The organism is Pseudomonas sp. NPDC087804 (genome assembly GCF_044742965.1).
GTDB classification, from domain to species: domain Bacteria; phylum Pseudomonadota; class Gammaproteobacteria; order Pseudomonadales; family Pseudomonadaceae; genus Aquipseudomonas; species Aquipseudomonas rustica.
Genome location: NZ_JBIUVN010000003.1, coordinates 1 through 19,560 on the forward strand (window position 1 = coordinate 1; position 19,560 = coordinate 19,560).

Annotated in this window: 17 protein-coding genes and 1 tRNA gene; 15 read left to right on the forward strand and 3 right to left on the reverse strand. The window is 58.7% G+C overall.

Features of this window, described 5'->3' with window-relative positions:
* The first annotated feature begins 2 nt into the window (after positions 1-2).
* The 15 genes from rpoD to ACIOMO_RS08785 all read left to right on the forward strand — a co-directional run bounded on the left by rpoD (position 3) and on the right by ACIOMO_RS08785 (position 18,275).
* The gene (gene rpoD, locus ACIOMO_RS08715; RefSeq protein WP_401239990.1) at positions 3-1,799 is read left to right on the forward strand and encodes an RNA polymerase sigma factor RpoD; all 1,797 of its coding nucleotides are present in this window, start codon (positions 3-5) and stop codon (positions 1,797-1,799) included.
* Between the two features lie 126 nt (positions 1,800-1,925).
* The gene (locus ACIOMO_RS08720) at positions 1,926-5,672 is read left to right on the forward strand and encodes a bifunctional diguanylate cyclase/phosphodiesterase (protein ID WP_401239992.1); all 3,747 of its coding nucleotides are present in this window, start codon (positions 1,926-1,928) and stop codon (positions 5,670-5,672) included.
* 15 nt (positions 5,673-5,687) lie between these two features.
* A tRNA-Ile gene (locus tag ACIOMO_RS08725) sits at positions 5,688-5,764 on the forward strand.
* 402 nt (positions 5,765-6,166) lie between these two features.
* Positions 6,167-6,469: a DUF3077 domain-containing protein gene (locus ACIOMO_RS08730; RefSeq protein WP_401239995.1), complete on the forward strand. Its 303-nt coding sequence runs from the start codon at positions 6,167-6,169 to the stop codon at positions 6,467-6,469.
* A gap of 146 nt (positions 6,470-6,615) precedes the next feature.
* Positions 6,616-7,056: a hypothetical protein gene (locus tag ACIOMO_RS08735; RefSeq protein ID WP_212545141.1), complete on the forward strand. Its 441-nt coding sequence runs from the start codon at positions 6,616-6,618 to the stop codon at positions 7,054-7,056.
* A 298-nt stretch (positions 7,057-7,354) separates the two neighbouring features.
* Positions 7,355-7,816: an Lrp/AsnC family transcriptional regulator gene (locus ACIOMO_RS08740; protein ID WP_008085178.1), complete on the forward strand. Its 462-nt coding sequence runs from the start codon at positions 7,355-7,357 to the stop codon at positions 7,814-7,816.
* A gap of 222 nt (positions 7,817-8,038) precedes the next feature.
* Positions 8,039-9,721 carry an NAD(P)/FAD-dependent oxidoreductase gene (locus ACIOMO_RS08745; RefSeq protein WP_008085177.1) on the forward strand — a complete coding sequence of 561 codons (1,683 nt, stop codon included), beginning with the start codon at positions 8,039-8,041 and terminating at the stop codon, positions 9,719-9,721.
* A gap of 12 nt (positions 9,722-9,733) precedes the next feature.
* Complete coding sequence (locus ACIOMO_RS08750; protein WP_400754992.1) at positions 9,734-10,528, forward strand: carbon-nitrogen hydrolase family protein; 795 nt, start codon at positions 9,734-9,736, stop codon at positions 10,526-10,528.
* A 38-nt stretch (positions 10,529-10,566) separates the two neighbouring features.
* A complete protein-coding gene (pqqF, locus tag ACIOMO_RS08755; RefSeq protein ID WP_401239998.1) occupies positions 10,567-12,981 on the forward strand; it encodes a pyrroloquinoline quinone biosynthesis protein PqqF in 2,415 nt (804 codons plus the stop codon).
* A gap of 156 nt (positions 12,982-13,137) precedes the next feature.
* The gene (gene pqqA, locus ACIOMO_RS08760) at positions 13,138-13,212 is read left to right on the forward strand and encodes a pyrroloquinoline quinone precursor peptide PqqA (protein ID WP_003422658.1); all 75 of its coding nucleotides are present in this window, start codon (positions 13,138-13,140) and stop codon (positions 13,210-13,212) included.
* Positions 13,213-13,293: 81 nt separating this feature from the next.
* Positions 13,294-14,205, forward strand: coding sequence for a pyrroloquinoline quinone biosynthesis protein PqqB (pqqB, locus tag ACIOMO_RS08765; RefSeq protein WP_053124431.1), 912 nt, complete (start codon positions 13,294-13,296; stop codon positions 14,203-14,205).
* 136 nt (positions 14,206-14,341) lie between these two features.
* Positions 14,342-15,094 (forward strand): pyrroloquinoline-quinone synthase PqqC, encoded by a 753-nt coding sequence (gene pqqC / locus ACIOMO_RS08770; protein WP_003228879.1) that lies wholly within the window; start codon positions 14,342-14,344, stop codon positions 15,092-15,094.
* Positions 15,091-15,366, forward strand: a complete 276-nt coding sequence (gene pqqD / locus ACIOMO_RS08775; protein WP_008085169.1) for a pyrroloquinoline quinone biosynthesis peptide chaperone PqqD — start codon at positions 15,091-15,093, stop codon at positions 15,364-15,366. Before pqqC ends, pqqD begins: the two co-directional genes overlap by 4 nt.
* Positions 15,338-16,498, forward strand: coding sequence for a pyrroloquinoline quinone biosynthesis protein PqqE (pqqE, locus tag ACIOMO_RS08780; RefSeq protein WP_401240003.1), 1,161 nt, complete (start codon positions 15,338-15,340; stop codon positions 16,496-16,498). Before pqqD ends, pqqE begins: the two co-directional genes overlap by 29 nt.
* Positions 16,464-18,275: a S9 family peptidase gene (locus ACIOMO_RS08785; protein WP_401240005.1), complete on the forward strand. Its 1,812-nt coding sequence runs from the start codon at positions 16,464-16,466 to the stop codon at positions 18,273-18,275. Before pqqE ends, ACIOMO_RS08785 begins: the two co-directional genes overlap by 35 nt.
* 108 nt (positions 18,276-18,383) lie before the next feature.
* Here the strand turns inward: ACIOMO_RS08785 and ACIOMO_RS08790 are convergent, their stop codons facing one another.
* The 3 genes from ACIOMO_RS08790 to ACIOMO_RS08800 all read right to left on the reverse strand — a co-directional run bounded on the left by ACIOMO_RS08790 (position 18,384) and on the right by ACIOMO_RS08800 (position 19,308).
* Positions 18,384-18,542 carry a YqaE/Pmp3 family membrane protein gene (locus ACIOMO_RS08790; protein ID WP_003228885.1) on the reverse strand — a complete coding sequence of 53 codons (159 nt, stop codon included), beginning with the start codon at positions 18,540-18,542 and terminating at the stop codon, positions 18,384-18,386.
* 96 nt (positions 18,543-18,638) lie between these two features.
* A complete protein-coding gene (locus ACIOMO_RS08795) occupies positions 18,639-18,959 on the reverse strand; it encodes a DNA-binding transcriptional regulator (protein ID WP_053124440.1) in 321 nt (106 codons plus the stop codon).
* Entirely contained in the window at positions 18,952-19,308 is a 357-nt protein-coding gene (locus ACIOMO_RS08800) for a type II toxin-antitoxin system RelE/ParE family toxin (RefSeq protein WP_401240288.1), read from the reverse strand. Before ACIOMO_RS08800 ends, ACIOMO_RS08795 begins: the two co-directional genes overlap by 8 nt.
* Positions 19,309-19,560: the final 252 nt, after the last annotated feature.

Sequence of the window (19,560 nt, forward strand, 5' to 3'; positions counted from 1 at the left end):
CACTGCGTCGTGAGCAGAAGCATCTGACATCCGCCGCGGTCAACGACCACCAGCCCGAGGATATTTCAGATCCAGAGCAGGTGGAAGACATCATCCGCATGATTAACGACATGGGGATCCCCGTACACGAGAGTGCTCCGGATGCGGACGCCCTTATGTTGGCCGACGCCGATACCGACGAGGCCGCTGCGGAAGAAGCAGCCGCCGCGTTGGCAGCGGTGGAGACCGATATCGGTCGCACCACTGACCCGGTGCGCATGTACATGCGTGAAATGGGTACGGTCGAGCTTCTGACTCGTGAAGGCGAAATTGAAATCGCCAAACGAATCGAAGAAGGCATCCGTGAAGTGATGAGCGCAATCGCGCACTTCCCTGGCACGGTTGACCATATTCTCTCCGAGTACACTCGTGTGACCACCGAAGGTGGCCGCCTGTCCGACGTCCTGAGCGGTTATATCGACCCGGACGACGGCATTGCGCCGCCTGCCGAGGTACCGCCGCCTGTCGAAGCGAAAGTCGCGAAAGCCGACGACGAAACCGACGACGAAGAAGCCGAATCTTCCGATGACGAAGAAGAAGCCGAAAGCGGTCCGGATCCGGTTATCGCCGCCCAGCGTTTTGGCGCGGTCGCCGACCAGATGGAAATCACCCGCAAGGCCCTGAAAAAGCACGGTCGCAGCAACAAGGCAACGATTGCCGAATTGCTGGCGCTGGCCGAGCTGTTCATGCCGATCAAACTGGTACCGAAGCAATTCGAAGGTTTGGTTGAACGTGTTCGCGGTGCCCTTGATCGTCTGCGTCAGCAAGAGCGCGCGATCATGCAACTGTGTGTACGTGATGCACGTATGCCACGCGCTGATTTCCTGCGTCAGTTCCCGGGTAACGAAGTCGACGAAAGCTGGTCCGACGCCCTGGCTAAAGGCAAGAGCAAGTACGCTGAAGCCATTGGTCGCGTACAGCCGGACATCATTCGTTGCCAGCAGAAACTGATCGCGCTGGAAACCGAAACCGGTCTGACCATCGCTGAAATCAAGGACATCAACCGTCGCATGTCGATCGGTGAGGCCAAGGCCCGCCGCGCGAAGAAAGAGATGGTTGAAGCCAACTTGCGTCTGGTGATCTCGATCGCCAAGAAGTACACCAACCGTGGCCTGCAATTCCTCGATCTGATCCAGGAAGGCAACATCGGCTTGATGAAAGCGGTAGACAAGTTCGAATACCGTCGTGGTTACAAGTTCTCGACTTATGCCACCTGGTGGATCCGTCAGGCGATCACTCGCTCGATCGCCGACCAGGCCCGCACCATCCGTATTCCGGTGCACATGATCGAGACGATCAACAAGCTCAACCGTATTTCCCGGCAGATGTTGCAGGAAATGGGTCGCGAACCGACCCCGGAAGAGCTGGGCGAACGCATGGAAATGCCTGAGGACAAGATCCGCAAGGTATTGAAGATCGCTAAAGAGCCGATTTCCATGGAAACGCCGATCGGTGATGACGAAGACTCCCATCTGGGTGACTTCATCGAAGACTCGACCATGCAGTCGCCAATCGATGTCGCCACTGTTGAGAGCCTGAAAGAAGCGACTCGCGAAGTGCTGTCCGGCCTCACTGCCCGTGAAGCCAAAGTACTGCGCATGCGTTTCGGTATCGACATGAACACCGACCACACACTCGAAGAAGTGGGCAAACAGTTTGACGTAACGCGTGAGCGGATCCGTCAGATCGAAGCCAAGGCGCTGCGCAAGCTGCGCCACCCGACGCGAAGCGAGCATCTGCGCTCCTTCCTCGACGAGTGATACCAGAACCCCCGGCCCAGGCCGGGGGTTTTGTTTTTAGGCAGATTAAATTCCTCGCACCACCCTCCCCGCTGCAGTCCGCGTCTACACTCGAAACAATCACCCCCGAGCCATAACGAGAGCGTTATGCCCAGACTGGCGCCCGTGCTTTTCTTGCTGTCACTGATGATTTGGACCGCAACGGCTAACGCGCTGACTCTGACCGATGAAGAACGTAGCTGGCTGGCGGCTCACCCGGACTTGCGCCTGGGTGTCGATGCATCGTGGCCACCGTTTGAGTTTCGTGACGACCAGAGCCGTTATCAGGGCCTGGCGGCTGACTACATCGACGTGATTCGCCAACGTCTGGCGATCAAACTCACGCCGATTGAGCCCATCAGCTGGACAGAGGTGCTGGAGCAGGTCAAAACCGGCAAGATCGATCTGCTGCCGGGGATCATGTCCACTCCGGAACGGCAGAACTATCTGTCATTCACCCGGCCCTACCTCGACTTCCCGATTGTCATCCTCGCCCACGTCGGCGGCGCGCAACCGCGCAAACTCGATGATCTGTACGGATTAAAAATCGCCGTGGTGGAAAACTATGCGCCGCACGAACTTCTGCGCACCCACCACCCGGATCTGAATCTGGTGGCCATGCCCAACGTCAGTTCGGCGTTGCAGGCGCTGGCGACCGACGAAGTTGACGCCGTGGTGGGGGATCTCGCCTCCAGCGTCTGGAGCCTGCGTCAGCTCAAACTCGACGGCCTCTACGTCAGCGGCGAAACCCCGTATCGCTATCAACTGGCGATGGGCGTGCCGCGCGAAAACAAAGTGCTGGTGGGGATTCTCGACAAAGTTCTCGCCGACATGAGCCCCGCCGAAATCAGCGCCATTCAGGAACACTGGGTCGGTAACGTCCTCGATCACCGGACATTCTGGTCAGACCTGCTGGTTTACGGCTTGCCCGGCCTGTTATTGCTGATGATCGTGCTGGCCGTGGTGATCCGCATCAACCGCCGCCTCAGCTCGGAAATCGCCCGGCGCATCGACCTCGAACAGGAACTGCGCAGCAGCGAATATCACTACCGTGGGCTGGTCGAAAGTTTGTCGGCGATTGCTTGGGAAGCGCGCATGAGCGACTTCACCTACAGCTATGTGTCACCGCACGCCGAAGACTTGCTCGGTTATCCACTGTCGCATTGGCTGATTCCGGGGTTCTGGCGCAACATCATTCATCCGGCCGACCTCACTCGCGCCCAGAGTTTTTGTGATCACGAGGTGCTGGCCGGTCGCGATCACAGCCTCGATTACCGAGTGATTACCGCCGATGGCCGCTGCCTGTGGGTGCGCGACATCGTCAGCCTCATCGAACACGGCCATGAGCCGGTGATGCGCGGTTTGATGATCGACATCAGCGAAACCAAGCGCACTGAAGAAGCGCTGCGTTTGTCGGAGCAAAGATTCGCCTCAGTCTTCCAGCAATGCCCGGACATTCTGGTGATTGCGCGGCTGTCCGACGGCTGTTTGCTGGAGGTCAATGAAGCCTTCGAGGAACAGATTGGACTCAAGGCCGAAGAAGTCATCGGCCACACCGCCACGGATCTGAATATCTGGGGCATTCCCGGCGTCGGCCCCGGTTTGCTCCAGCGCTTGCAGGCCGGCAGCATCCGCAATCTGGAAATGCCCTTTCGGCGCAATAACGGCCAAGTGTTCACCGGCCTGATTTCCGCCGAGCCGTTCGACCTCGACACCACGCCGGCGCTGGTGGTCGTGGTGCGCGACATTACCCAGCTCAAAGAAACCCAGCAGCAATTGCAAACCTCCGAAGAGAAATTCGCCAAGGCTTTCCACGCCTCGCCGGACGGTTTGCTGCTGTCGCGGCAGAGCGATGGCCTGCTGCTGGAGGTCAACGAAGGGTTCAGCCGCATCACCGGATTCAACAGCGCGATGTCGGTGGATCGTTCGGCGTTGGATCTGGGAATCTGGGTCAACCTCAACGAGCGCAAACAGATGCTCGACCTGCTGCACCGCGACGGCTTCGTGCGTGATTTCACCTGCCATATCCGCCGTAGCGATGGGCAGATTCGTCTGTGCGAAGTGTCCAGCCGACCACTGCCGATCGGTGACGAAGATTGCATGCTGACCATCGCCCGCGACATTACTGAACGTCATCTGATGCAGGAAAAACTGCAACAGGCTGCGACCGTGTTCGAGAGCACCGCCGAAGGCGTGTTGATCACCGATACCCAGCAGCACATCAGCGCAGTCAACCGCGCCTTCACGGAAATCACCGGTTACAGCGAAAGCGAAGCCCTCGGCCACACCCCGCGCCTGCTCGCCTCCGGCCTGCACGACAGCGCGTTTTACGCAGCGATGTGGCACCAGTTGACCGACGAAGGTCATTGGCAAGGCGAGATCTCCAACCGGCGTAAAAACGGCGAGCTGTACCCGAGCTGGCTGACCATCAGCGCCGTGCGCAACCGCGACAAATTCATCACGCACTTTGTCGCTGTGTTTGCCGACATCTCCAGCCTTAAACACGCGCAGGCGAAGCTCGATTATCAGGCGCACCACGACCCGCTCACCGGCCTGCCAAACCGCACGCTGTTCGAAAGTCGCCTGCTCTCGGCGCTGACCACACAACAGGAAAACGGTGGTCAGGGCGCCGTGCTGTTCCTCGATCTTGATCGTTTCAAACACATCAACGACAGCCTCGGCCACCCGGTCGGCGACCTGCTGCTCAAGGGCATCGCCGTGCGCCTCAAAGAGCAACTGCGCGACATCGACACCGTGGCGCGGTTGGGCGGTGATGAATTCATCATCCTGCTGCCCGGCCTGCAGCAGGCCAGCGACGCCGACAACATCGCCACCAAACTGCTCAACTGTTTCGGTGCGCCGTTTCAGGCTGGCGAACATGAGTTCTTCATCAGCGCCAGCATCGGCACCAGCCTCTATCCGCGCGACGGCTGCGACGTCGCCACGCTGGTAAAAAACGCCGACGCGGCGATGTACCGCTCCAAAGCCAAGGGCCGCAACCGCGTCGAAAGCTACACCCGCGACCTCACCGCGCAGGCCAGCGAGCGTATCGCGCTGGAACACGAACTGCGCCGGGCCATCGAGCGCAATGAATTGCACCTCTACTACCAGCCGAAAATCAGCCTCGACGACCATCGGCTGGTCGGTGCCGAAGCGTTGATTCGCTGGCGCCACCCGACCTTTGGCGATGTGCCGCCGGAGCACTTCATTCCGTTGGCCGAAGAGAACGGCATGATTCTGCAGATCGGCGACTGGGTGCTGGAGACCGCGTGCCGGCAGATGTTCGAGTGGAATCAGGTCTACGACAGCCTCGGCCCGTTGTCGGTGAACCTTGCCGGCGCGCAACTGCGCCAGCCGAACCTGCTCGGGCGCATCGAGCAACTGCTCAACGAAAACGGCCTGATGCCGGATTTACTGCAACTGGAAATTACCGAGAATTTCATCATGAGTCAGGCCGAAGAGGCGCTGGCCGTGCTGCACCAACTCAAACACCTCGGCGTGCAACTGGCGATCGACGACTTCGGCACCGGATATTCCTCGCTCAGCTACCTCAAACGCCTGCCACTGGACATCCTCAAAATCGACCAGTCCTTCGTCCGCGGACTGCCCGACGACCCCCACGATGCGGCGATTGTGCGCGCCATCATCGCACTGGGCCGCAGCATGCAATTCACCGTCATCGCCGAGGGCGTGGAAACCCAGGCGCAGCAACAATTCCTCGCCGCCGAGGGCTGCGAACAGATCCAGGGCTACATCGTCAGCCTGCCGCTGCCGCCGGAAGAATTCGCCGCAACGTTTCTGCGTGTGACCGTATCGGATTTTTCGGATAGCACAGCCGAGAAACCGTCGCTATAATCCGCGGCCTACTGAGGGCCTATAGCTCAGTTGGTTAGAGCAGAGGACTCATAATCCTTTGGTCCACGGTTCAAGTCCGTGTGGGCCCACCAAATTGAAAGCCGCGCTAAATGCGCGGCTTTTTCTTGGGCGAGTGGTTGGGGGGCAGTATTGGCGAGCGCAATGTTCGGAAGACTTCCCCGAAGGCTGTAGGCAAGTTCCGAAGCTGTGGTTTTGAGCGGTGTTGCGCCTGTTGGGGGTTGGTTTGACGGGATACTCTCGAGACGTCGCTGCTTATCAGCGGTCGGGCTTGGAAACCCGGTTAAATTAATGACAACAGTGCTCGGCCTCATGACCGCAAAGATTCAGAGCTGCGATCAAAAGTTATGACGGCTGTGCGCGGGACGTCTTCGGACGTGCCGGTTTCCTAATTTTCCGGTTTCCAACCTGCGCACAGCTGTCACCCATTCGCATGGAAACGAGTGTGGTGTCCCTTGAAAATTAGGAGCCTCACCATGACTGAAACAGACTCGACCTCAGGTTTAAAAACCATCGGCCTCACCCCTTTCATCTACTGCGCCAACCAACCCCTCTTCCATGTCAGCGCCGACGTACCAATCGGCGATGCTCTGACACAAGCCTCCGATCTTCTCTTTCTGGTCAAAACCTTTGCTGAAGAAGCCGCTTACGACAAAGCTACCGATCGCCATGCCTGGGCTGCGCATTACTTGGCTGCAATGAGTAAAGCGGTGATTGATGATGTGGTGAAGGTTCTAAGTCATCAGCCTTCTGTGGATAGAAACTACGGGCACGGTTAAACGCCTGCGCAGCCGTCCATGCGACTCCAATTTTCGGGGCGTTCAAATTTCAATCGGGAGTGCATCAACGTTTCTCCCTCTGCGTGCGTCCGGCGACAATCACCATGGAATGGAAAGATCTGATAGTTGGCGGACGCAAATACTGCATGGCGCATTTACAGCCTTTCGAACTGAGCTATGAAGTGGCTGAGCAGCAGCTAAGCGTCAAATTCGAGTTTGGATTCCATTGTTTCACTGACGACAAAGGTCATGGTCAACCCCTCCGACACAGAGGAGAAACCCGATATTTCTGTGCAGATCGTCACCATTGCAGCAGCCAGATCGCGGATTACCTTCACAAGCGTTTTTTCAAAGGCCTCGCCGTGCCTTTCTACGTAGAAAACAGTCAGCGCTATTACTGCCTTGATTTACATGACTACGCGGTCTTTTTTTCGATCAGCAAACCGCAGAACACAACGAACCTACTCAAGCTTCGAGTCATTTCCGCCTACGAGGTCGCTGAATGGGGACGAGCGAAGTTGCCGAAAGGAAAACCACATAACGTCCGCTACATACTGGAAATGCGTAATGCGGGGAAATCCGTTTGAGAGAAAGCAAAAAGCCCCGATGCTCGCGCATCGGGGCTTTCTGTAAATCTCAATATCGGCCTTTCCTTTCACGGTTTCCCGCTTATCCCGCTCACTGGCTAGGTGTAGCTTGCGCCACCGAAATCAACACCCTTTGCTTGCAAAGTTCCGGTCTGTGCTGACGCGCCGATGATAGCGCTTGAACCACACCAGGGCAACCGCCAAAACCAGTGCCGGCGCTAGTGTTGCCCGTGTGCCCAATCTGATTGAGCATGTACCATGCGCAACTCACCGCCCCCCACACCATGGAACCGCCCCCTTGCCCGACACCCGCCCACCCGCGCTCGATGAAATCGATCGTCAGCTAATCGCCGCCCTGCAAATCAACGCCCGCGAAAGCGTTGCCATGCTTGCCCGGCAGTTGGGCATTGCGCGCACCACCGTGACTTCGCGACTGGCGCGGCTGGAAAAGGCCAAAGTGATCACCGGTTACGGCGTGCGTCTCGGTCAGCGGGTGGTCGATGGCGGCTTGCAGGCTTACGTCGGGATCAAGGTGCAACCGCGTTCCGGCAAAGAGGTGGTGCGCCGGTTGAGTGCGATGGCGCAGGTGCAGCAGCTGTGTGCAGTGAGTGGCGAGTTTGATTATGTGGCGTGGTTGCGCAGCGATTCGCCGGAGCAGCTCGATCAGTTGCTGGATCAGATTGGCGGGGTGGACGGGGTGGAGAAGACGACGACTTCGATTATTTTGAGTAGCAAGGTTGATCGGGGGCAGCCGGTCTGAGTGTTGATCATGATTTTTCGGTTGATGGATAGGATCTATTCGCGGGCAAGCCTTGCTCCTACAAGGGACAGTGTGTAGCGGATTATCGTCAGATTGATCAGGTTATTGGCAAAACGACGACACTTTGCGTCTTATTAACGTGTTCCACGCTCCCTAGAATGGCTGGCATCTTTTCCTATACTCAGACGCGCATCCCGCGTCGGGTCGCCAGCAAGGTCAGCCATGAACAAGAACAATCGCCATCCTGCAGACGGTAAGAAACCAGTCACCATTTTCGGCCCGGACTTCCCGTTCGCGTTTGACGACTGGATCGAACACCCGGCCGGTCTCGGCACTATTCCCGAGCACAATCACGGCGCAGAAGTGGCGATTGTCGGCGCGGGCATCGCTGGTCTGGTGGCGGCTTACGAGTTGATGAAACTCGGCCTGAAGCCTGTGGTTTACGAAGCGTCGAAGCTGGGCGGTCGTTTACGCTCGCAAGCCTTCAACGGCACTGACGGCATCGTCGCTGAACTCGGGGGCATGCGTTTTCCGGTGTCGTCCACCGCGTTCTATCACTACGTCGACAAGCTCGGCCTCGAAACCAAACCTTTCCCGAACCCGTTGACGCCTGCCTCCGGCAGCACCGTGATCGATCTCGAAGGCAAAACCCATTACGCACAGAAACTGGCGGATCTTCCTGCACTGTTTCAGGAAGTGGCTGACGCCTGGGCGGATGCGCTGGAGGCCGGCTCGCAGTTCGCCGATATCCAGCAAGCCATCCGCGACCGCGATGTGCCGCGCCTGAAAGAGCTGTGGAATACCTTGGTGCCGCTGTGGGACGACCGCACGTTCTATGACTTCGTCGCCACCTCGGAAGCCTTCGCCAAACTGTCGTTCCATCACCGCGAAGTGTTCGGTCAGGTTGGTTTCGGTACCGGCGGCTGGGACTCGGACTTCCCGAATTCGATGCTGGAAATCTTCCGCGTGGTGATGACCAATTGCGACGATCACCAACACCTGGTGGTCGGCGGCGTCGAGCAAGTGCCGCAAGGCATCTGGCGTCATGTGCCGGAGCGCTGCGTGCATTGGCCTGAAGGCACCAGCCTGAAATCCCTGCACCGTGGCGCGCCGCGTTCCGGCGTGAAGAAAATCGCTCATGCGCCGGATGGCCGTTTCGCGGTCACCGATAACAATGGCGACACCCGCGAATACGCCGCCGTGCTGACCACCTGCCAGAGCTGGCTGCTGACCACGCAGATCGAATGCGACGAAACCCTGTTCTCGCAAAAGATGTGGATGGCCCTCGACCGCACCCGCTACATGCAGTCGTCGAAGACTTTTGTGATGGTCGACCGGCCATTCTGGAAGGACAAGGATCCGGAAACCGGCCGCGACTTGATGAGCATGACCCTCACCGATCGCCTGACCCGTGGCACTTATCTGTTCGACAACGGAGACGACAAACCGGGCGTGATCTGCCTGTCGTATTCGTGGATGAGCGACGCGCTGAAGATGCTCCCGCACCCGGTGGAAAAACGCGTTGAGCTGGCGTTGAACGCGTTGAAAAAGATCTACCCAAAAGTCGACATCGCCGCGCGGATCATTGGTGATCCGATCACCGTGTCGTGGGAAGCCGACCCGTACTTCCTCGGCGCGTTCAAAGGCGCGCTGCCCGGCCACTATCGCTATAACCAGCGCATGTACGCGCACTTCATGCAGGACGAGATGCCGGCCGAGCAACGCGGAATTTTCATTGCCGGCGACGACGTTTCCTGGACGCCGGCCTGGGTCGAAGGCGCGGTGCAGACCTCGCTCAACGCGGTGTGGGGGATCATGAAACATTTTGGCGGGTCGACACATAAAGCGAACCCGGGCCCCGGTGATGTGTTCAAAGACATCGGCCCTATCGCCCTGCCCGAGTAAGAGGAATCCCTGATGCGTGTAGCCCTTTACCAATGTCCACCGCTGCCACTGGAGCCCGCCGCCAACCTGCACCGCCTGCATCAAGTGGCGATGGAGGCCAAGGGCGCCGACCTGCTGGTGCTGCCGGAGATGTTCATGACCGGCTACAACATTGGCGCCGAAGCGGTGAGTACCTTGGCCGAGGTCTACAACGGTGAATGGGCGCAGCAGATCGGCCGGATCGCCAAGGCTGCAGGTCTGGCGATTGTTTATGGCTATCCGGAACGCACCGCCGACGGGCAGATTTACAACGCCGTGCAGTTGATCGATTCACACGGCGAACGCTTGTGCAATTACCGCAAAACGCATCTGTTCGGCGATCTGGATCGCTCGATGTTCAGCCCAGGCGATGATGATTTCCCCATCGTCGAACTGAACGGCTGGAAGCTCGGTTTCCTCATCTGCTACGACCTCGAGTTTCCGGAGAACACCCGCCGCCTGGCACTCGCCGGCGCCGAGCTGATTCTGGTGCCGACGGCGAACATGATTCCGTTCGATTTCGTCGCGGATGTCACCGTGCGTTCGCGCGCCTTCGAAAACCAGTGCTACGTGGCCTACGCCAACTATTGCGGCAGCGAAGGCGAGATCCACTATTGCGGGCAAAGCAGCCTCGCTGCACCGGATGGCAGCCGCATCGCCCAAGCCGGACTCGACGAAGCGCTGATCATCGGCGAACTCGATCGGCAGTTGATGCTCGACTCCCGCGCCGCCAATCGCTACCTCAGCGACCGCCGCCCCGAGCTTTACGGCGCGCTCAACCGGCGCTAATCCGCTAGCATTGGCACTTCACTGTTCTGGAAGTGCCCATGCCTGCGCCGACTCACCCCCGCCCCCACACTGAAACCCTGGCCAACGGCTTGCGCTTGACCCTGCGTCATGTGCCCGGCCTGAAGCGCAGCGCCGCTGCACTGCGCGTGGCTGCCGGTAGCCATGACGTGCCGCTGGAGTGGCCGGGGTTGGCGCATTTTCTCGAGCATTTGCTGTTTCTCGGCACCGAGCGTTTTCCTACGGGCGAAGGGCTGATGGCCTACGTGCAAGGTCACGGTGGCCAGGTCAATGCCAGCACGCGCGAACGCACCACTGACTTTTTCTTTGAGTTGCCGACGCGCTCGTTCGGCGCAGGGCTGGAGCGTCTGTCAGACATGCTCGCCAAACCGTGTATGAATCTGGACGATCAGTTGCGGGAACGGGAAGTGTTGCAGGCGGAATTTGTCGCTTGGTCGCAGGATCCTGCAGCGCAGCAGCAGTTTTCCTTGTTTGAAGGGTTACCGGCTGAACATCCATTGCGCGGGTTTCATGCGGGGAATCGCGACAGCCTGCAAGTTGAGCAGGCTGCGTTTCAACAAGCGCTCAAAGATTTCCATCAGCAGTTTTATCAGACTGGGCAGATGACCTTGAGTCTGGTTGGGCCGCAGAGTCTCGAAGAATTGAAAGCGCTGGCTGAGCAGTTTTCACAAGCCTTACCGGCTGGGGATAACGTTACGCAGGCGGCAACCGTGCCGCTGGCGGTAAAAAGTTATCAACAGGTCAGTGAGCGACGCGGCAATTTGCTGTTTGCGTTTGATGCCTTGCCTGAGTCATCCGTCGAGGCTTTGGTGTTTCTCTGCCATTGGCTGAACAGCGCCAAACCCGGCGGGCTGCTCGCGCATTTGCAGGAGCAAAAACTGGCTGATGGCTTGAAAGCCACGCCGGTTTATCACTTCAACGGGCAAGCGTTGCTGCATCTGGAATTCACCGCTCGAGCGGAATCGTTAAACGCCATTCGCGAACAAGTACTCGATTGGCTGAGTTTCTTCGCTCAGCAGGATTGGTCGGCACTGCGCAAAGAATATGCGGCCCTGCTTGAACGTCAGCAGCAAGTCAGCGGCGCGCTGCAACGGGCGCGGCTCGACAGTGAACAATTGGAAATCGGCCTGTCCGATAAAGGCGTTGAAGCCCTCACACAGATCCTCGGCGAAATCGGCACTGTGGATAACTTCAGCGGTCATTGGCATCTGCCCGCAGCCAATCCTTTCCTGCGCGCCAATGAACCGTTGGCCAATGCCGGGCTGATTCGCGGCCAGACCAGCGCCCACCGTGGTTTGCGCACGTTTGCTCAGGATCGCTCGCGCGGTCGTCGTGAGCGTTCGCCGATGCAATTCAGCCAAGCGTTGCCGGACAACAATGATGAGGGCGCGATTTATCTGCGCTGGCAGGTTGAGGCCGCCGCCAGCGCTGATCTGCATTCGCGCTTGCAGCGCAGTCTTCAGCAAACTCAGCAGGACGCGCGCGAGGCCGGCGTCGAGCTGACTTTCAGCGCCACTGGCAATCAATGGCTGCTGAAGCTCACCGGATTGCAGGAGCCGATGCCCAATGTCCTCGAGCACGCGCTGAAATCTCTGACAGAGGTTGATGCCAATTCCCCGCGCAGTGCGCCAGAAACGCCGTTGATGCCCATCCGCCAACTGATAAATGCTTTATCGGAGTTTTGTCTGGAGCCTGTGCCGACAGCCGACGAAGTGAAACACCTGTGGACAACTTCTCGGTGGGACGGCCTCGCCTTGGGCCTCAATCAGCAAACCCAATCAGCCATGGGCCTCGCTCTGAGCCGCATTCCCGGTACGCCGGACAACCAATTGCCTGCTCCGTCAGCGCTCGACAGCCGACGGTTATGGCGCCAGATCGACAGCGCATCCAGCGAACACGCCGTGCTGTTGTGCTGCCCGACTGCCAGTCGCAGCATTACTGACGAAGCGGCATGGCGACTGCTCGCGCTGATTGTCCAGACCCCGTTCTACCAGCGCCTGCGCGTTGAGTTAAAACTGGGTTACGCGGTATTCAGCGCCTTGCGCCAGATACACGGCCAGACCGCAATCGTATTCGGCGTGCAATCGCCCACCGCCTCAGCGCTGGAAATACTTGGCCACGTTCAAGCATTCAGCGAAGGCCTTCCTGCGTTGATCGAATCCCACGATGACGCCAGTCTCAGCCAGCACCGGCAAAACCTCAGTGATCAATTCAACGACGCCAACCTGTCCGGCAAGGACGCCGCCGAATTGCTGTGGCAGGCGAAACTCGCTGGCCACTCGTCGGATTATCTCGAGCAACTGAGCGCTGCCATCGGCCAACTCGATCGCCAGACTTTGCTCACGGCTGCACAGCATTTAATCAACGCCGAGGGCGGCTACCGCTGTCTCGCCACCGATTCCGCGCCCGGCGCGCCATGGCAAGCAGCAAATTGATCATTACCGAGGCTGCAAGGAGCTTTCTCAAAGATTCACGGGCATTTACCCGGAAATTTTGAGTAACATAGCAGCCTAACTATTTGGAACATCTTTGCGCTGCCGTGGACTATACCTATGGACAGCGCTATCCCACCCAACCCGAGGAGACACCCTATGTCCTGGACAAAACCTGCTTACACCGACCTGCGTATCGGCTTCGAAGTCACCATGTACTTCGCCAGCCGCTGAGTTCTGCTTACATAGAACTGCAGTGCAACGCCTCGGCTCGCCGGGGCGTTTTATTTTCCGCGTTGAAATGATGGAGTGTTCATGTTCGTCCAGATTCTGGGTTCGGCCGCTGGCGGCGGTTTTCCGCAGTGGAACTGCAACTGCGTCAACTGCGCAGGTTTTCGCGACGGCAGCCTGAATGCCAAGGCCCGCACCCAATCGTCCATCGCGATTTCCGATGACGGCGTGAACTGGGTGCTGTGCAACGCCTCGCCAGACATCCGCGCGCAGCTGCAAAGCTTCGCCCCGATGCAACCGGGCCGTGCGCTGCGCGACACCGGCATCAGCGCGATCATCCTGATGGACAGCCAGATCGACCACACCACCGGTCTGCTCAGCCTGCGCGAAGGCTGCCCGCATCAGGTCTGGTGCACGGACATGGTTCACGAAGACCTCAGCACCGGTTTCCCGCTGTTCAAGATGCTCACCCATTGGAACGGCGGGCTGGACTGGAACCGCATCGAACTCGACCAGAGCTTTACCGTGGCCGCATGCCCGAACCTGCGTTTCACCCCGCTGCCATTGCGCAGCGCCGCGCCACCGTATTCGCCGCACCGTTTCGATCCGCACCCGGGCGACAACATTGGCTTGATCGTCGAAGACCTGAAGACTGGCGGTAAATTGTTCTACGCGCCGGGTCTGGGCAAGGTCGATGCGCCGCTGCTGGAAATCATGGCGAGCAGCGATTGCCTGTTGGTCGACGGCACGATGTGGGATGACGATGAAATGCAGCGCCGTGGCGTCGGCACGCGTACCGGTCGTGAGATGGGGCATCTGGCGCAGAACGGGCCTGGCGGCATGCTCGAAGTGCTGGAGCAGTTGCCGGAGCAGCGCAAAGTACTTATCCACATCAACAACACCAACCCGATTCTCGACGAAGATTCGCCGGAGCGTGCTGAACTGGCTCGGCGTAATGTTGAAGTGGCGTTCGATGGCATGAGTATTGTGTTGTAGCGACCGGCCTCTTCGCGAGCAAGCTCGCTCCCACACTGGATCTGTGGCGTACACAAAACCTGTGGGAGCGAGCTTGCTCGCGAAGGCGTCCGAACAAACACCCAGGATTCCAACGGTTGTTCCCCGGAGAACCGCAATGACTGACACCCCGCTGTCCCCCACCGAATTCGAAGCGGCCCTGCGCGCCAAAGGCGCCTACTACCACATCTACCACCCGTATCACGTGGCGATGTATGAAGGCCGCGCCACCCGCGAGCAGATTCAGGGCTGGGTCGCCAACCGCTTCTACTATCAGGTGAACATCCCCCTGAAAGACGCGGCGATCCTCGCCAATTGCCCCGACCGGGAAATCCGCCGCGAATGGATTCAACGTCTGCTCGATCACGACGGTGCCCCCGGTGAAGACGGCGGCATCGAAGCCTGGCTGCGCCTCGGTCAAGCGGTCGGTCTCGACCCGGATCAACTGCGCTCCCAGGAATTGGTATTGCCCGGCGTGCGTTTCGCCGTCGACGCCTACGTCAACTTTGCCCGCCGCGCCAGTTGGCAAGAAGCCGCCAGCAGCTCGCTGACTGAACTGTTCGCGCCGCAGATCCACCAGTCGCGCCTCGACAGCTGGCCGCAGCATTACCCGTGGATCGACCCGGCCGGTTACGAATACTTCCGCACCCGCCTCGGTCAGGCCCGGCGTGATGTCGAGCATGGTCTGGCGATCACGCTCGAGCACTACAAGACGCGCGAAGGCCAGGAGCGCATGCTGGAAATTCTCCAGTTCAAACTGGACATTCTTTGGAGCATGCTCGATGCCATGAGCATGGCCTACGAACTGAACCGCCCGCCGTATCACAGCGTCACCGAACAACGCGTCTGGCATAAAGGAATCACCTTATGAGTTTCGACCGCAGCAAAGTACCGAGCTGGCGTCCCGGCTACCGCTTCCAGTACGAACCGGCGCAAAAAGGCCATGTGCTGCTGTATCCGGAAGGCATGATCAAGCTCAACGAAACGGCTGCGCTGATTGGTGGTTTGATTGACGGCGAGCGCGATGTCGCGGCGATCATTGCCAAACTCGATGAGCAGTTCCCCGGCGTGCCCGAGCTCGGTGATGACATCGAGCAATTCATGGAGGTTGCCCGTGCTCAGCACTGGATCGAACTTGCCTGATCTGCCGCCCAAGCCTGATATCGGCCTGCCGCTGTGGCTGCTCGCCGAGCTGACCTACCGCTGCCCGCTGCAATGCCCGTACTGCTCCAATCCGCTGGATTTCGCCGAGCAGGGCAAAGAGCTGACCACAGAACAATGGATCAAGGTCTTCCGCGAGGCGCGGGAGATGGGCGCGGCGCAACTGGGATTTTCCGGTGGCGAGCCGCTGGTGCGCCAGGATCTCGCCGAGCTGATTCATGAAGCGCGGCAATTGGGTTTCTACACCAACCTGATCACCTCCGGCATCGGCCTCACCGAGCAGAAAATCAGCGACTTCAAGAAGGCCGGCCTCGATCACATCCAGATCAGTTTCCAGGCCAGCGACGAGCAAGTGAACAACCTGCTCGCCGGCTCGAAAAAAGCCTTCGCGCAGAAGCTGGAAATGGCCCGCGCGGTGAAAGCCCACGGCTATCCGATGGTGCTGAATTTCGTCACCCATCGGCACAATATCGACAAGATCGACCGCATCATTGAGCTGTGCATTGCGCTTGAAGCCGACTTCGTCGAGCTCGCCACCTGCCAGTTCTATGGTTGGGCGCAGCTCAATCGTGTCGGTCTGTTGCCGACCAAAGAACAACTGGTGCGCGCCGAACGCATCACCAATGAATACCGCGCGAAGCTGGAAGCCGAAAGGCATCCGTGCAAGCTGATTTTCGTCACCCCGGATTACTACGAAGAACGCCCGAAAGCCTGCATGAACGGTTGGGGCAGTATCTTTCTGACGGTCACGCCGGACGGCACCGCCCTGCCCTGCCATGGCGCCCGGCAGCTGCCGGTGCAATTTCCCAATGTGCGCGATCACAGCATGCAGCACATCTGGTACGACTCGTTCGGCTTCAACCGCTTTCGCGGTTACGACTGGATGCCCGAGCCGTGCCGCTCCTGCGACGAGAAAGAAAAAGACTTCGGCGGCTGCCGCTGCCAGGCATTCATGCTCACCGGTGATGCGAGCAACGCTGACCCTGTGTGCAGCAAATCCGAACATCACGGCGTGATCCTCAAGGCCCGCGAAGAAGCCGAGACCGCCACCCAAACCATCGAACAACTGGCCTTCCGCAATGAACGAAACTCACGCCTCATCGCCAAGGGCTGAGCCTTTCAGCGCTTCGCAAGCCGTCGCTGCCGGCATGGACTTCGCCGAGTTGCAGCTCGGTGCCAATGGGCTGTTCTGGAATGAATATCGCCCCGAAGATGCCGCGTGCCGGATCTGGCATTGGCGCGATGGTGTGGCGAAACGTCTGACGCCGGATGGTTTCAGTGTGCGCAGTCGGGTGTACGAATATGGCGGTGGTGCGTTTTGTCTGACGCCGGATGGGGTGGTTTTCGTCGCTGAGGCGGATCAGCAGTTGTATCGGCAGACGCTGGATGGAGCGCCTGAGGCGCTGACGTCGGGCGAGTGCCGTTATGGCGACCTGCATTTTGCGTTCGGCCAAGTGCTGGCGGTTGAAGAACAGCAAAATCAGCATCGGCTGGTGGCGATTGATCTCGCCGACGGGGTGCGGCATTTGTTGGTTGAGGGCGCGGATTTCTATGCGGCACCGACCCTTAGCCCGAATGGCCGGCGCTTGGCGTGGATTGAATGGAGCCGGCCGCATCAGCCGTGGACGTCGACGCGGTTGATGGTGGCTGAACGCTTGGCTGACGGCGGCTTTGGTTCGCCGCGCTGCGTTGCTGGCGATGAGGTTGAAGAGTCCATTCAACAGCCACGATTTGATGCTGAAGGTCGGCTGTATTGCCTGACCGATCGCGGTGGATTCTGGCAGCCTTGGGCTGAGACTTCTGACGGTTTGGCGCCACTGCCTGCCGCGCCGGCCGATCATGCTCCGGCGCCGTGGCAGTTGGGCGGCTGCACCTGGTTGCCTGTGGAAGATTCGGTTTTAGCCAGTTGGAGTGAAGGTGGTTTTGGTCGCCTGACTTTGGGCGATGAAGATTACACCGGCGACTACAGCCGCTTCCGTCATCTGGCTTTGGACGCGCAGTTTATTTACTGCATCGCCGCCTCGCCGATCAGTCCTTCGGCGGTCATCACCATTGATCGTGCAACGCGTGAAGTGCAAGTGCTGGCCGGTGGCGTCGCGCCTTTGCCTGCCGAACGCATCAGCCGTCCGCAAACGTTGCGTTATCCGAGTGGAATGGGTGAGGCGCACGGGTTCTTTTATCCAGCCATGAGCGGTGAGACGAAACCACCGCTGGTGGTGTTCATCCACGGCGGCCCGACATCGGCCTGCTATCCGATGCTCGACCCGCGCATCCAATACTGGACGCAACGCGGCTTCGCCGTCGCCGATCTCAACTATCGCGGCAGCAGCGGTTATGGCCGGGAATATCGTCAGGCGTTGCATCTGAGCTGGGGTGAGGTGGATGTCGAGGATGCTTGCGCGGTCGTCGCGTATCTTGCCGACCAAGGCTTGATCGACGGCGAACGGGCATTCATTCGTGGCGGCAGCGCGGGCGGTTACACCACGTTGTGTGCGCTGGCGTTTAAGCAGGTGTTCCGCGCTGGCACCAGCCTCTACGGGGTCAGCGACCCGGTGGCGTTGGCTCGGGCGACGCATAAGTTCGAAGGCGATTATCTGGACTGGCTCATTGGCGATCCCGAAAAAGACGCCGAACGCTACGCCGCCCGTACACCGTTGTTGCACGCAAACACCATCCGCGTGCCGGTGATTTTCTTTCAGGGTGAACTGGACGCGGTGGTTGTCCCGCAGCAAACCCGCGACATGGTCACGGCACTGGAGCAGAACGGAATCCCGGTCGAAGCCCATTACTACCCCGACGAACGCCACGGCTTCCGCCGCGCCACCAATCAGGCGCATGCGCTGGAGCAGGAGTGGAAGTTCTATCGACGGGTGATGGGCTTAACAGACTGAAACCTTCCCTGTAGGAGCTGCGGCACGCTGCGATCTTTTGATCCTGATCCTCAAATCAAAATCAAAAGATCGCAGCGTGCCGCAGCTCCTACAGGGCATGCATCTGACTCAGCGCTTGGCGATGATATACACCGCATGCACGATCCCCGGAATATACCCGCACAACGTCAGCAGAATATTCAACCAGAACGCCCCGCCAAACCCGACCTGCAGAAACACACCCAGTGGCGGCAACAAAATAGCGATGATGATCCGAATAAAATCCATGGGGCAGCTCCTGAATGGGGGTTGGCTCACCTGAGCCATACAAGCTAATCGACCCGCGCCGTTCGTCAGGGTTCAGTGCAATAGCTGCCCACCGCCTTAAGCCAGAATTTTCAGCCCATGCTTCTGCACGATACTCAGCAGCTTGAGGGCCATCCCACTTGGGTGTTTGTCTCCCGATTCCCACTGTTTAATCGTCGATGCACTGGTATTCAAATACCGTGCGAATACCGGCTGGCTGACATTATTGCGCTCGCGTAGCGCCTTGATCTGATCGGCTGGGATCGCTTCTGGCACCGTTGCCAGGCAAGACTCATCAAACTCCCGCATGGTTGCCTTGCTGATTGCTCCGACAGCCAGAAGAGCACTGGCTGACTCGTGTATCGATTCAAAAACTTCACTTTTGAATTTCTTACTCATGAAATATCTCCACAAACTCCTTAATCGCCAACAAATCCCGAATCTGCTCATCGGTCAGTTGCGCGTACGCTTTGGCTAACGTTCGTAAATTTTTCAGTTCAGTGGAACTGATGTTGCTCTGATCCTTCTTGGCGAACAGCACTTGATAGATCCAATAGCGCCCTCCCTTCGCCAAAACAATCGAGCGATGACGATTAGCGTCCAAACGCTTCCTCCAGACGCCACCACCTAGATCATCAGCCTGACCTGCAAGCATCTGGCAAAACGCCTCCCGAAGCTCCTCGTCGCTGATCCATGCCTTGCCGGCTCGTATCGCAAAACCTTTGGTTTTGAACAGCCTGAATGACATCGGTATCCCTTCCCAAAAAACATACCACCCAGTGGTATAGATTACAAAGCCATCCGTCTCGAAAATATCGATCGGCCTTAACCCGCATTCCCTGCTGGCGCTTTCTAAAAAACCATTCGTACCACGAACACTCAAGGACTAATTGCCACCTGCAAAACCCGGCCACAAAAAAACGCCCCACGCCAAAAGAATCAGGCGTGGGGCGTGCGTTATACCGCGAGACGGTTCTTTAAATTGGGTAGGAAACTTCAG